Origin of the sequence: Pseudomonas sp. 2995-1, from assembly GCF_002742505.1 — a bacterium.
Lineage (GTDB): Bacteria > Pseudomonadota > Gammaproteobacteria > Pseudomonadales > Pseudomonadaceae > Aquipseudomonas > Aquipseudomonas sivasensis.
This window is the reverse complement of record NZ_LJSA01000319.1, coordinates 49,194-62,864: the sequence shown is the minus strand read 5'-3', so window position 1 is coordinate 62,864 and position 13,671 is coordinate 49,194. Positions and strand designations below refer to the sequence as shown.

Below are 13,671 nucleotides of genomic sequence, written 5' to 3'. Positions count from 1 at the left end.
TTTTTATTGGCTTAGCGGATTACTCGGCCAGCTTGAAGGTAATGAAGCTGGCGCGCCCCTGACGCAGCACGCGCATCGACACCGAGCGATTCTTCGGCAACGCCTTGGCGATATCAGTGAACTGCTTGGTGGAATCAATCGCCTGATTGTTCAGGTGGGTGATCACGTCACCCGGCTGCAGGCCGATCAACGCTGCTGGGCCATCCTGCACTTCCTTGATCACTACGCCGCCCTTGAGGTCGAAGCTTTTCTTCTGCTCTTCGGTCAGCTCAACGACTGCAATGCCCAGACGGTTGCTGCTTCGCTCAGCACCCGATTTGTTATTGCCGAGGGCGTCCAGAGTCGCACCTTCTTCAGGAATAGCGCCTACCGTCAGTTCAACGTTCTGGCGCTTGCCGTCACGAATTACTTCCAGCTTGGCCTTGCTGCCCGCCTTGAGTGCACCGACCAGGTGTGGCAGGTCGGCCGACATGACAATCGGTTGGCCATTCATGGTCAGGATCACGTCGCCGACTTGCAGACCGCCTTTAGCAGCAGGGCCGTCGTCCTGGATCTGTGCAACCAGAGCACCAGCAGGCTTGTCGAGACCGAAGGACTCAGCGAGGTCTTTGTTCACTTCCTGGATCACTACGCCCAACCAGCCACGGCTAACCTTGCCACCGCTTTTCAATTGGTTGGAAACATCCATGGCCACGTCGATCGGAATAGCAAACGACACGCCCATGAAACCACCGGAGCGGGTGTAGATCTGCGAATTGATACCCACTACTTCACCGGCCAGGTTGAACAGCGGGCCACCGGAGTTACCTGGGTTGATCGGCACGTCGGTCTGGATGAATGGCACGTAGTTCTCATTCGGCAGGCTGCGACCAATGGCGCTGACGATACCCTGAGTCACAGTGTGGTCAAAACCGAACGGCGAGCCGATGGCGACTACCCACTGCCCGGCCTTGAGGTCCTGGGACTTGCCCAGCTTCAGAACGGGAAGGTCCTTACCGTCGATTTTCAGCAGCGCAACGTCTGAACGTGGATCGGTACCCACCAGCTTGGCTTTCAGCTCGCTGCGGTCGGCCAGGCGCACGAGAATCTCGTCAGCGTCAGCGATCACATGGTTGTTGGTAAGGATGTAGCCATCAGGGGAAATGATGAAGCCCGAGCCCAGGGACTGCGCTTCACGCTGGCCACCACCACCGCCACGAGGCGTGCGCGGTTGTGGCATGCCGCGCTCGAAGAACTCTCGCAGCATCGGCGGCAGGCCTTCCAGGTCAGGCATCTGCTGGTTCGACACTTTGCGATCTGGCAGTTTCTGCGTGGTGCTGATGTTCACCACGGCCGGCGAGGCTTGCTCAACCAATTGGGTGAAATCAGGCAACTCGGCCGCTTGTGCAGGCAAGGCCTGGCCAAGCACCAGTACCGTGGCGACTATGGATAGGTAGGATTTCAAACGTGGTATCGACATACAGCTCCCGTTACGACGAGCAGGGTTGAGCGACAGGGTTCAAGAAACGCCGAAAACTGCGACCGACATTTTTGTTCCGCGAACAAAACAAGGCCAGAGCCGACAAGCCCTGACCTATAAAAAACATGGGAGATTTTTGCAAGTGAAAATGCTGATCCAGACATTTCATGCTTTCGGCAGCCAGCCTGACATGGACGTACAGTGGAAGAGCAGGATGAACATAGGATTAACAACTCACGGCTGGGTGGTGGCCTTTTTTTCACCGCGCACCGACAGCGCGATACGCTCGGCGGTGCCGATAGGAATTTCACCAACTACCGTCACCATCATTTCGCCGTCCACCGTATTCAGCCGGCGGGACACAGCAACCGTGGGGCCCAATTGAGTGCGGGTTTCAGTCACGCTCACAGCGCTGATCGGCTCAAGAAATACCGAAAAACGTGCCAGCCCGTCTTCATACATCAAGCTGTCGACAGTGGCTTTGGTCTGAGCATCTTTACGGGCACTGCTATTGGTCAGTTGAAAACCCGGCGGCAACCATTCCAAATGCCAAGCCTGAGTGGGCTCTACTTCCGACGCCTTAGTATCTGAGATAGCGATAGACGTGCATTCACTGCTGGGCTGCAAATCACGATCGGTGGGCGAGGTGGAAGTATTCAAACGTGTGAATTGAAAGCGCTCCAGTAACTGCCCTTGATCGTTCAGCAACAGGGACTTGAGCGGCAATGCGGTTTCACGATCCAGATGCAGCTCAAAGCCATAACGGTATTGATCACGTGGCGTGATCGAAACGATGACTGCATTACGGCCGGCCACGCGGGACTTGCCGATAATGGCCAATTCGTAAAATGGATTGATTTTTTGCGGGTCAAGCGCTCGTGAGGGTGCATCACGCGAATTGCCAATGCCAGCAACCAGCGTGCCGCTGACACATTGGGTGCGGCCATCCACTCGCACAACTTCCTGGGCAGAACCATCGAGCTGCAAGAGCCGCTCGCGTACCTGACCATTCTGGACACGATGCCAGATGTCGTGGGTGGAAAAACTGCCGTTACGTTCATAGACGAACGTACCTTCAAAGCTTTGCTGCTGCTCTGCACGCCCAAGTCGAGTCAGCCAGTCTTGGGCTTCATCGGCATGGGCGGGTAGTGCAAACCAACCACTGAGAAACAGCGTAAGGAGCGGTATGGCGCGCATAATGCCCCTTAGCGGTTTAGCGATTTTCCAGGCTTGCAGCGCGAGCGTATGGCAGAGCGCTTTCAGTGCCTTTCAAGGCTGATTCCTGTGCGTGTTGGCGCAAGTAGCCTGGAAGACGCTGGTCCTGCGATTGCCCTTGAAGTACACCGTTGGCCATAGGGCCAGTGGTGTCAGAGCTTTCCTTGTAGCCGGCCAGTACAGCTGGGCCTTTGACTTGCGGACCGGCCATGACCGGCTGCTGAGTCTGTTGGGCCAGTTCGGCACCAGCAATTTCGTCCTGGTTGTACAGGCGAACACCAGCAAGCACTGCAACTGTCACCGAGGCAGCGACTGCCAGGCGACCCAGGCTACGCCAAGGACCACGAGCAGCTTTTGCCGGAACGGCTTCATCGGCCAGCGCAGCAGAAACAGCCGCAGCAATATCCAGACGAGGGATTAGAAGATCCTTATGCATCACCGCCCGAGCGACTTGGTAACGAGACCAGGTGTCACGGGTTTCGGCATCATCAAATGCGTTGAGCACTCGACGAAGTTCCAGTTCATCCGCTTCGTTATCCATCACTGCGGACAGCGATTCCTGCAGGGCATCACGACTCATGGCGGTTCCTCTCTTGGCTGTCGCCGCTGTCTTTAGTTTTCCTGCAACAAAGGTTGCAAGGCTTTATCGATGGCTTCCCGGGCCCGGAAAATCCGTGACCTCACAGTCCCCACCGGACACTGCATGACGCTCGCAATGTCTTCGTAACTCAGACCATCGAATTCACGTAAAGTTAACGCCGTACGCAAATCTTCTGGCAGTTGCTGAATTGTGCGATGAACGGTGCCTTCGATCTCGTCGCGCAGCAATGCACGCTCCGGCGACTCGAGATCTTTGAGGCCGTGATCACCATCGTAAAATTCTGCATCTTCTGAACTTACATCGCTATCTGGTGGGCGGCGTCCGCGAGACACCAGATAGTTCTTCGCCGTGTTGATGGCGATGCGGTACAGCCACGTGTAAAACGCACTATCACCGCGGAAATTGCCCAGTGCACGATAAGCCTTGATAAAGGCCTCTTGTGCAACGTCCTGCGCTTCATGGGTGTCGTGCACAAACCGCACGATCAACCCGAGAATTTTGTGCTGGTATTTCAGCACTAGCAGATCAAATGCTCGCTTGTCGCCGCGCTGAACGCGCTCGACGAGCTGCTGATCCTCTTCCTGGGTTAGCATGAACACTCCTCGTTGTACTTGAAGGAGGCTTGCATAACTAAACGATCAGGCTTGCAAACATAGACTCGGACTTTTCGCAAAAGTTCTCCCCCTTCAAGCAAGTTTCCGGCATGCACTGATTTGGCACACACGAAAAACGCAGCGCGGGCAACGCCGGCTGCGCGAATAATCTTGTCGCCGGTTTTCTGACGCGTCCAATGCTCCCGACGGGCCAATAAACTCAACGTTTCCCAGCTTTCGGGCAACCTGCTATTGAGTCGGGGCTTATGCAAAAAGTTCCCGCTTCAACAACCGGCTGATTTTACCCGAGCTGCGCACCGTAATCTCACATTGCCACGAATGCCCGGCTATTGTGCCGCTCCCCCCCTCTATATACTAGTGGCCCGTGTGACCCTTTGATTCGCCGATCCAGGCCTCCTGTCTGCGCCTGACCTTTGGATCGCTTTTTGCGGAATCCTTCAAATGAGCCAACAGTTTCAACACGATGTCCTGGTGATCGGCAGCGGCGCGGCAGGATTGAGCCTAGCGCTGACCCTTCCCAGCCATCTGCGCATTGCGGTCCTGAGCAAAGGCGACCTGGCCAACGGCTCCACATTCTGGGCCCAGGGTGGTGTGGCCGCCGTACTGGATGACACCGACACGGTGCAATCCCACGTCGAAGACACCCTCAACGCTGGCGGTGGCCTGTGCAACGAAGATGCGGTGCGTTTCACCGTCGAGCATAGCCGCGAGGCGATCCAATGGTTGATCGATCAAGGCGTGCCGTTCACCCGCGACGAACACGCGAGCAGTGACGACGGCGGCTTCGAATTCCACCTCACGCGCGAAGGCGGCCACAGCCACCGTCGCATCATCCACGCCGCCGACGCCACCGGCGCCGCGATCTTCAAGACCCTACTCGACCAAGCCCGCCAGCGTCCCAACATCGAATTGCTGGAGCAGCGCGTCGCCGTTGACCTGATCACCGAAAAACGCCTGGGCCTGGACGGCGAGCGCTGCCTCGGCGCCTACGTGCTCAACCGTTCCAGCGGCGAAGTCGACACGTACGGCGCACGCTTCACCATTCTCGCGTCAGGCGGTGCGGCCAAGGTCTACCTCTACACCAGCAACCCCGACGGCGCTTGCGGCGACGGTATTGCCATGGCCTGGCGTTCGGGTTGCCGGGTGGCGAACCTAGAATTCAACCAATTCCACCCCACCTGCCTTTATCACCCGCAGGCCAAGAGCTTCCTGATCACCGAGGCGCTGCGTGGTGAAGGTGCACACCTGAAACTACCGAATGGCGAACGTTTCATGCAGCGCTTCGACCCGCGCGCCGAACTGGCCCCGCGCGATATCGTCGCCCGCGCCATTGACCATGAAATGAAGCGCCTAGGTGTCGACTGCGTGTACCTGGACATCAGCCACAAACCCGAAGACTTCATTAAGACCCACTTCCCCACGGTCTATGAGCGCTGTCTGGCGTTCAATATCGACATCACCAAAGGTCCGATCCCCGTCGTGCCCGCCGCGCACTACACCTGCGGTGGCGTGATGGTCGACCAGCACGGCCGCACCGACGTGCCCGGCCTGTACGCGATTGGCGAAACCAGCTTCACCGGCCTGCACGGCGCCAACCGCATGGCCAGCAATTCTTTGCTCGAATGCTTTGTCTACGCGCGCTCGGCGGCGGCAGACATTCTCGACCAACTGCCGCACATCCCGGTGCCGACCGCCCTGCCCCGCTGGGATGCCAGCCAGGTCACAGATTCGGACGAAGACGTGATCATCGCGCACAACTGGGACGAGCTGCGGCGGTTCATGTGGGACTACGTGGGGATCGTGCGCACCAACAAGCGCCTCCAACGGGCTCAGCACCGCGTGCGTTTGCTGCTGGATGAGATCGACGAGTTCTACAGCAACTATAAAGTCAGTCGTGACCTGATCGAATTGCGCAACCTGGCCCAGGTCGCGGAACTGATGATCCGCTCGGCCATGGAACGCAAGGAAAGCCGAGGCCTGCATTACACCCTCGACTATCCGCAGATGCTGCCAGAAGCCCGCGACACTATTCTGGTGCCAACCACCTTCGGCGGCTGAACTTCAGGCGTACCCGCAGGCGCCGATGCACATCGGCGACCTGCGAATCCCGTGGGACACAGACGGAACGCACCCGCCACTCGCCCTGAACCCGATAGCGCAATACGACAATCAGCGGCAACGCCAGGCTGTCGGGGCGCAACTGCACGCTGTGCCAACCGCGCTCATGACTGAACAACTGCCAGCCATCCTCATCGCGACGCAGGCCAACAATCGACGAACGGTGGGTCAACAGGACATGACGCGGCAGCACCCAGGCCGCATGGGCCAGGCATAACAGCACGCCAAGGAAAGCAAAGGGGGAATCGAGGACCAACAACGCACCCAGCGCGAATAGCTGGGCGAGCACATACGCCGCCAGCATTAGCCGTGAGGCCCGCCAGCGGCATTCAAAACGATTACTTGGGCTGAACACGGTCCAGAATGATCCGAACCATACGCTGCAGCTCAGGATCTTCCGATTCGGCGCGTTCCATGAACCAGCCGAACATGTCCTGGTCTTCGCATTCGAGCAGACGGACATAGAGGTCGCGATCTACCTTATTGAGCGTGGCGTACACCTCTTTGGTGAAAGGCACCAACAACACATCCAGCTCCAGCATGCCACGACGGCTGTGCCAGTAGAGGCGATTGATTTCTACTTCTTCGACCATGGAGCGCTCCTCAAATAGCGCGCAAGTATACAGGCACCACGGCCCCGGAACAGCCGGCTTTGGTCGCACCATATGGAAACTATCCATTTGCCGGGCGCCCCTCTATGATGCACCCATGACTTTTTGACCTGCGATGACCCATGGCTGACTCCGCTTTTTTCTGCCCGCTGTCCCACGAAGGCGTTCTGGCCGTCCGCGGCTCCGACGCTGCCAAGTTCCTGCAGGGCCAGCTCACCTGCAACCTCAATTACCTGAGTGATACTCAGGCTAGCCTCGGCGCGCGCTGCACGCAAAAAGGCCGCATGCAATCGAGCTTCCGTATCCTCTTGCAAGGTGACGGAGTATTGATGGCGATGGCCACCGATTTGCTGGAACCGCAACTGGCCGACCTGAAGAAATACGCGGTGTTCTCCAAGTCCAAGCTCACCGACGAAAGCGCCGCCTGGGTGCGTTTCGGCCTATCGAACGCTGACCATGCACTCGCCAGCCTGGGTCTTGAACTTCCAGCCGAGACTGACAGCGTAGCGCGTGCCGACGTACTGATCGCCATCCGCGTATCCCCAGCCCGCGCCGAACTCTGGGTGCCTGCCGAGCAAGCCGACACTGTGCGCAGCCAACTGGCCGCTCACGTAAAAGAAGCAGACTTGAATGAATGGCTGCTGGGCCAGATCCGCGCTGGCATCGGCCAGGTCATGCCGCAAACCCGCGAAGTCTTCATCCCGCAAATGCTCAACCTGCAAGCGGTGGGCGGCGTGAGTTTCAAGAAAGGTTGCTACACCGGCCAGGAAATCGTCGCGCGCATGCAGTACCTGGGCAAACTCAAGCGCCGCTTGTACCGCCTGAGCCTCAACGCGGCTGACATGCCCGAGCCAGGCACCCCACTGTTTTCCGCCAGCCACAACAGCTCGATCGGCGAAGTGGTGATTGCAGCAAAAGCTGACCAAGCGATTGAACTTCTGGCCGTATTGCAAGCCGAAGCAGCCGATAGTGGCGATGTGCACTTAGGCACACTGGAAGGCCCAGGTTTAAACCTGCTTGAGCTGCCTTATACCCTCGACCGCGATCGAGAAATCCAGCGTTAGTCGCCGTACCTTTTTGCAGCACCCTAGAGAGCATGAATGAACAAACTGGCGGAAAAAGTCCAACAGGCGTTGGTTAAGGCCATCAACAACGATGACCTGGTTCTGCCGACATTGCCGGAAGTGGCCCTGAACATCCGTCAGGCCGCTGAAGACCCGGAAATCAGCATCAGCCACTTGAGCAAAGTCATCGGTCGCGACACCGCGCTGTCGGCGCGCCTGATCAAAGTGGTCAACAGCCCGTTGTTACGCGCCACTCAGGAAGTCACCGACCTGCACACCGCCATCACCCGGCTGGGTACCAACTACAGCAGCAACCTGGCCATCGGCCTGGTGATGGAACAGATCTTCCACGCCCGCTCCGAAACGGTAGAACAGAAAATGCGCGATGTGTGGCGCCGCAGCCTGGAAGTAGCGGGCGTGAGCTATGCCTTGTGCCGCAGCCACAGTCAGCTCAAGCCAGACCAGGCAGCGTTGGGCGGCCTGGTGCACCAGATCGGCGTGCTGCCGATCCTGACCTACGCCGAAGACCACTACGAACTGCTGTCGGACCCGGTCAGCCTCAACCATGTCATCGACAGCATCCACCCGGTATTGGGCGACAAGTTGCTCGGTGGCTGGGACTTCCCGGAAATGCTGGCGAAACTGCCAGGCCAGTACCTGAACCTGGAACGCGACTCCGCCAGCCTCGACTACATCGACCTGGTGCAGATCGCCGTGCTGTATTGCCATCACGGCACCGATCACCCCTTGGCAAAGGTGGAAGTCTCCAACGTGCCAGCGATGAAGAAACTGCGGGTCGACCCCTACAGTGAAAAACTGCGCGCAGAGCTGGATGAAGCCCGCTTGATGTTCGACTGATCAACCGGCGATAAAACTTACCCGCACCTTCAACCCCGCCTGCGCACCATCGTGCAGGCTGATCTGCGCCAGATGGGCACGGCAGATTTCGCCGACAATCGCCAGCCCCAGGCCTGAGCCCATGCCTTGCTGGCTGCGGCGGTAGAAGCGCTCGAACACCCGGTCGCGTTCATCCAGCGGAATACCAGGGCCGTCATCTTCCACCTCCAGTACCGCAGGCGCCGACACCCGCAAAATCACGTTGCCACCCGGTGGCGTGTGGGCCAGGGCGTTGTCCACCAGGTTGCTCAGCAACTCGTTCAGCAGCGTCGGCTCACCGCGCAACCACACCGGCTCGTCGGCCTCAAGCGCCAATGCCACGCCACGCGCATGGGCCAGGGGCGCCATGGCCATGCCCAGTTCACGGGCCAGCTGGCTCAGATCCAGCAACTGCGCCCCCCCTTCGGCAATCGCCCGCGCGCCATTTTCAATGCGTGCCAGGGACAGCAATTGATTGGCCAGATGGGTCAGGCGGTCGGTGCCCTGGGCGGCGGTTTCCAGGGTGCTGCGCCAGGTCGCCGGATCTTCCGCGCGCAGACCCAGTTCCAGCCGCGCCTTGAGTGCCGCCAACGGTGTACGCAGTTCGTGGGACGCGTCGGCAATAAACTGCGCCTGGCGTTCGAACTGCCCGCGCAGGCGCTCAGTGAAGTGATTGAGGGAACGCACCAGCGGGCCGAACTCATGCTGCACTTCCACCAACGGCAAGGGCCGCAAGTCGTCGGGCTGGCGTTCTTCCACTGCCGTGCGCAAGCGCTCCAGCGGGCGCAGCGCTGCGCTTACGGCGAACCACACCAATAACAACGCGCCGATCGCAAGCATGCCCAAGCGCAGCAAGGTATCGGCCATCAGGCTGCGGGCCATGCTCACGCGCGCTTCATCGGTTTCGGCCACGCGGATTTCCGCCATGCCGTTCATATTCGGCTCGGAGACGGCCTTGAGCAGGCTGACCACACGCACCTGCTGGCCTTGGTACGTGGCGTTGTAAAACCGCGCCAGCGCCGGATAGTCATCGGTGCGAGGCGTGCCCGGCGGCGGGCCGGGCAGGTTCTCGTAACCGGAGATCAGCTTCTGGTCGATGTCATTGACTTGGTAGTAGATACGCCCGGCGCTGTCGTAGGCAAAGGTGTCCAGGGCGACATAGGGCACGTTGGCGCTGAGGGTGCCGTCCACTTGGGTCAGGCCGGCCGCGATGGTCCGTGCCGAGGCCAGCAACGTGCGGTCATAGGCGGTGTCGGCCGCTTCGCGACCGTTCCAGTAGGCACTCATGCCACTGGCGAGCATCAACAGCACCAGCAACAGCGCCAAGTTCCACAGCAGGCGCCAGCGCAGGCTGCTGGGCTTATGCATCGCGGGCTTCCAGCAGATAGCCAAGGCCGCGGAAGGTCACGATGGCGATGGGCTGGCCATCGAGTTTCTTGCGCAACCGGTGCACGTAGATTTCGATGGCATCCGGGCTGGCCTCTTCGTCCAGGCCGAACACCTGGGACGCGAGTTGCTCCTTGCTCATCACCCGGCCTGGGCGCGCGATCAAGGCTTCGAGCACGGCTTGCTCGCGAGAGGTCAAGGTCATCAGCTCGCCGCCCACGGTGAAGCGCCGAGTATCGAGGTCGTACACCAACACGCCGCAGGTCTGCTGGCGCTCGCCGCCCAGCACGCTGCGGCGCAGCAGCGCCTTGACCCGGGCTTCCAGCTCCGTCAGTTCGAACGGTTTGGCGAGGTAATCATCGGCGCCCAGGTTCAGGCCATGCACGCGGTCTTTCACATCACTGCGTGCGGTGAGCATCAGCACAGGCAGATTTTTTCCGCGAGCGCGTAGACGCGCCAGCACCTCGAAACCATCCATGCGCGGCAACCCCACATCAAGGATCGCCGCCGCGTATTCCTCGCTGCTCAAGGCCAAGTCCGCGGCCACGCCATCGTGCAGTACGTCGACGGTCAAACCCGTGCTCTTGAGCGCCTGGGCGACACTTTCGGCGAGTTGCAGATGGTCTTCAACCAAGAGGACACGCATGGATTTCTACCTCGTTCATGGGTGGTCGATGCCACGCCTTGGCGGGCAGTTTACAGGCGCCGCCTGCCCTGTGAAGCCCGAAAACATTGAAAGGCAGCTGAAAGGTTAGTGAAAGCTTCGCCCTTTAGCATCCAGCCAAGGTGGGTCATGCCCGCCGAGCGACCAGATGAGTCGCGACCGAAAAGCGCCTCGATGCGTTTTCGCCAAAATAAGAACAATAACGGAGTGCAACACGATGCTGTCGACCCAGCCACAGGCTTGCCCGCCTGTTCGTTTTTCCCGCCTGACCCACACCGCCCTTGCCAGTGCCGCTGCCCTTGCCGGCTTTTCGCCGCTTGCCCAGGCTGCCTTCTTTGAAGACAGCAGCGCGACCCTGGAAACCCGCAACATGTACTTCAACCGAGACTTTCGCGACGGCACCAGCGCACAGCAATCCAAGCGCGACGAATGGGCCCAGGGCTTCATGCTCAACCTGCAATCGGGCTACACCGACGGCACCGTCGGTTTTGGCGTCGACGCGCTGGGCATGCTCGGAGTCAAACTCGACTCCAGCCCCGACCGCACCGGTACCGGCCTGCTGCCGACCCATGACGATGGTCGCGCCGCCGATGAGTACTCCAAGCTGGGTTTGACCGGCAAGGTGAAGATCTCCGCCACCGAGCTGAAGATCGGCTCGCTGATGCCTGAACTGCCGATCCTCAAGCCCAACGACGGCCGCATCCTGCCGCAGACGTTCAACGGCGGCCTGCTGACTTCCAAGGAGTTCAAGAACCTGACGTTCACCGGCGGTCGCCTGGACAAGGCCAAGGACCGCGACGACAGCAACTACGAGGACATCGCCCTCAACAACAAGAACAGCCGCTTCCTCAGCGGCGCCACCGGCAAGCATTTCAACTTCGGTGGCGTGGACTATAAGTTCGCCGACAAGATCACCGGTAGCTACCACTTCGCCCAGCTCGACGACGTTTACCTCCAGCACTTCCTCGGCCTGGTGGCCGCACGCCCGATGGGCCCCGGCACCTTCGCCACCGACCTGCGCCTGGCTATCAGTGATGAAACCGGTGCTGCCCGTGGCGGCAAGATCGACAATACCTCCCTCAACGGCCTGTTCAGCTATGCCCTCAATGGCCATAAGCTCAGCGCCGGCTACCAGCACATGTCCGGCGACAGCGCCTTCCCGTATGTGGATGGCAGTGACCCGTACCTGGTCAACTTCGTTCAGATCAACGACTTTGCCGGCGCCGACGAGCACTCCTGGCAGGCGCGCTACGACTACGACTTCGCCAAGCTGGGCATTCCCGGCCTGAGTTTCATGAGCCGTTACCTGTCGGGTGACAACATCAAACTCAAGAACGGCGAGACCGGTAAAGAGTGGGAACGCAACACCGAAATCAAGTACGTGGTGCAAACCGGCACGTTCAAAGACGTCGCTGTACGCCTGCGTAACGCCACGTACCGTTCCAACTATTCAGCCCGTGACGCGGATGAAATGCGCGTGCTGGTCAGCTACAGCGTTGCCCTTTGGTAAGTGTGCTCTGGCAGTAGAACCTCACAACAATAAAGATGGAGATAACCATGACCCTTTCACTGCGTAAATTTGCCCTCGCCGCCGGCTGCATGCTGTTCGCCGGTCAACTGCTGGCTGCCGATGAACCCAAGCGCCCGGAATGCATCGCCCCGGCCTCCCCCGGCGGTGGTTTTGACCTGACCTGCAAACTGGCGCAAAGCGCGTTGGTCAACGAGAAGTTGCTCAGCAAGCCGATGCGCGTGACCTACATGCCGGGCGGCGTGGGTGCAGTGGCTTACAACGCGGTGGTCGCCCAGCGCCCTGCTGATGCCGGCACATTGGTGGCCTGGTCCAGCGGTTCGCTGTTGAACCTGGCGCAAGGCAAGTTCGGTCGTTTTGATGAAAGCGCCGTGCGTTGGTTGGCGGCAGTTGGCACCAGCTACGGCGCCATCGCAGTGAAAAGTGATTCGCCCTACAAGACCCTCGACGATCTCGTCAAAGCCTTGAAGAAAGATCCGGGCAGCGTAGTGATCGGTTCCGGCGGCACCGTCGGCAGCCAGGACTGGATGCAAACGGCACTGATCGCCAAGGCAGCCGGGATCAACCCGCGCGAGCTGCGTTATGTCGCCCTCGAAGGTGGAGGCGAAATCGCTACTGCCCTGCTCGGCGGTCACATCCAAGTGGGCAGTACCGACATCTCCGACTCCATGCCGCACATCCTGAGTGGCGATATGCGCTTGCTGGCGGTGTTCTCCGAGAAGCGGCTGGACGAGCCAGAAATGAAGGACATTCCGACCGCCAAGGAGCAAGGCTACGACATCGTCTGGCCGGTGGTGCGCGGTTTCTATCTGGGGCCAAAAGTCAGCGATGCCGACTATGCCTGGTGGAAAGAGGCGTTCGACAAACTGCTGGCCTCGGACGAGTTCGCCAAGCTGCGTGACCAGCGTGAGCTGTTCCCGTTCGCCATGACCGGCCCGGAGCTGGACACCTACGTGAAGAAACAGGTGGCTGACTACAAAGTACTGGCCAAAGAGTTCGGCCTGATCCAGTAATCGCCCCGCCTTCCAAGTGCGGCCACGCCCTCTTTCACAAGGGGCGCGGCCCAGGAGTTCTACATGCTCTTACAACGCATTTTTGCCGCTGTGCTGTTGCTGGCCTGTGCCGGCCTTGCATTGATGGCTTGGCCGTATCAGGCGGCATTTTCCTACGAGCCGGTGGGGCCTCGTGCCTACCCGCTGCTGATGCTAGGGCTGATGAGCCTGGCACTGATCTACATGCTGTTTCGCCCGCAACCTACCAAGCACACCGAGGAAGAACCGGCGCTGGACCGCCAGACCCTGATCAAGATCTGCATCTGCGTAGCCCTGTTGATCGTGTTTGCCGCCACCTTCGAACCCCTCGGCTTCATTCTCAGCAGCATGCTGATCGGCATTCCCATGGCGCGTCTGTACGGCGGCCGCTGGGTGCCCAGCGTGGTGATCGTCAGCCTGATGGCCATTGGTCTTTATCTGCTGTTCGATAAAGCCATGGATGTTCCGCTGCCCCTCGGCCTGCTCGACGTTCTGGAGAACTGA

At 59.7% G+C, this 13,671-nt stretch carries 14 protein-coding genes; 6 read left to right on the top strand and 8 right to left on the bottom strand.

The window, feature by feature from the left end:
* Positions 1 to 19: 19 nt before the first annotated feature.
* The 4 genes from AOA61_RS06455 to rpoE form a co-directional block, all read right to left on the bottom strand.
* Positions 20 to 1,459: a DegQ family serine endoprotease gene (locus tag AOA61_RS06455; RefSeq protein WP_032888548.1), complete on the bottom strand. Its 1,440-nt coding sequence runs from the start codon at positions 1,457 to 1,459 to the stop codon at positions 20 to 22.
* Between the two features lie 234 nt (positions 1,460 to 1,693).
* A complete protein-coding gene (locus AOA61_RS06450; protein WP_099601373.1) occupies positions 1,694 to 2,656 on the bottom strand; it encodes a MucB/RseB C-terminal domain-containing protein in 963 nt (320 codons plus the stop codon).
* A gap of 16 nt (positions 2,657 to 2,672) precedes the next feature.
* A complete protein-coding gene (locus tag AOA61_RS06445; RefSeq protein WP_032888545.1) occupies positions 2,673 to 3,254 on the bottom strand; it encodes a sigma-E factor negative regulatory protein in 582 nt (193 codons plus the stop codon).
* Between the two features lie 32 nt (positions 3,255 to 3,286).
* Complete coding sequence (gene rpoE / locus AOA61_RS06440) at positions 3,287 to 3,868, bottom strand: RNA polymerase sigma factor RpoE (RefSeq protein ID WP_003172477.1); 582 nt, start codon at positions 3,866 to 3,868, stop codon at positions 3,287 to 3,289.
* Positions 3,869 to 4,330: 462 nt separating this feature from the next.
* Here rpoE and nadB point away from each other — a divergent pair, with 462 nt between their 5' ends.
* Entirely contained in the window at positions 4,331 to 5,947 is a 1,617-nt protein-coding gene (gene nadB / locus AOA61_RS06435) for an L-aspartate oxidase (RefSeq protein ID WP_032888543.1), read from the top strand.
* On the opposite strand, the gene AOA61_RS06430 is transcribed toward nadB, so the two are convergent.
* Together AOA61_RS06430 and AOA61_RS06425 are read right to left on the bottom strand one after the other, a co-directional pair.
* On the bottom strand, positions 5,916 to 6,362 hold the full coding sequence (locus AOA61_RS06430) for a protein YgfX (RefSeq protein ID WP_099601372.1): 447 nt from the start codon (positions 6,360 to 6,362) through the stop codon (positions 5,916 to 5,918). The genes nadB and AOA61_RS06430 overlap by 32 nt on opposite strands.
* The gene (locus AOA61_RS06425; protein WP_032888540.1) at positions 6,346 to 6,600 is read right to left on the bottom strand and encodes a succinate dehydrogenase assembly factor 2; all 255 of its coding nucleotides are present in this window, start codon (positions 6,598 to 6,600) and stop codon (positions 6,346 to 6,348) included. The genes AOA61_RS06430 and AOA61_RS06425 overlap by 17 nt, the downstream gene beginning before the upstream one ends.
* A 140-nt stretch (positions 6,601 to 6,740) precedes the next feature.
* Between AOA61_RS06425 and AOA61_RS06420 the strand changes: the two genes are divergently transcribed.
* On the top strand, positions 6,741 to 7,682 hold the full coding sequence (locus AOA61_RS06420) for a folate-binding protein YgfZ (RefSeq protein WP_099601371.1): 942 nt from the start codon (positions 6,741 to 6,743) through the stop codon (positions 7,680 to 7,682).
* 36 nt (positions 7,683 to 7,718) lie between these two features.
* Complete coding sequence (locus AOA61_RS06415) at positions 7,719 to 8,540, top strand: HDOD domain-containing protein (RefSeq protein ID WP_032888536.1); 822 nt, start codon at positions 7,719 to 7,721, stop codon at positions 8,538 to 8,540.
* Here the strand turns inward: AOA61_RS06415 and AOA61_RS06410 are convergent, their stop codons facing one another.
* Together AOA61_RS06410 and AOA61_RS06405 are read right to left on the bottom strand one after the other, a co-directional pair.
* Complete coding sequence (locus tag AOA61_RS06410; protein ID WP_032888534.1) at positions 8,541 to 9,926, bottom strand: sensor histidine kinase; 1,386 nt, start codon at positions 9,924 to 9,926, stop codon at positions 8,541 to 8,543. It abuts the gene before it with no gap.
* Positions 9,919 to 10,590: a response regulator gene (locus AOA61_RS06405; protein ID WP_017736361.1), complete on the bottom strand. Its 672-nt coding sequence runs from the start codon at positions 10,588 to 10,590 to the stop codon at positions 9,919 to 9,921. Before AOA61_RS06405 ends, AOA61_RS06410 begins: the two co-directional genes overlap by 8 nt.
* A gap of 235 nt (positions 10,591 to 10,825) precedes the next feature.
* On the opposite strand from AOA61_RS06405, the gene AOA61_RS06400 reads away from it, so the two are divergent.
* The 3 genes from AOA61_RS06400 to AOA61_RS06390 all read left to right on the top strand — a co-directional run bounded on the left by AOA61_RS06400 (position 10,826) and on the right by AOA61_RS06390 (position 13,671).
* Positions 10,826 to 12,118 carry an OprD family porin gene (locus tag AOA61_RS06400; protein ID WP_099601370.1) on the top strand — a complete coding sequence of 431 codons (1,293 nt, stop codon included), beginning with the start codon at positions 10,826 to 10,828 and terminating at the stop codon, positions 12,116 to 12,118.
* A gap of 41 nt (positions 12,119 to 12,159) precedes the next feature.
* Positions 12,160 to 13,149, top strand: a complete 990-nt coding sequence (locus AOA61_RS06395; protein ID WP_163033161.1) for a tripartite tricarboxylate transporter substrate binding protein — start codon at positions 12,160 to 12,162, stop codon at positions 13,147 to 13,149.
* Between the two features lie 63 nt (positions 13,150 to 13,212).
* Positions 13,213 to 13,671: a tripartite tricarboxylate transporter TctB family protein gene (locus AOA61_RS06390; RefSeq protein ID WP_032888529.1), complete on the top strand. Its 459-nt coding sequence runs from the start codon at positions 13,213 to 13,215 to the stop codon at positions 13,669 to 13,671.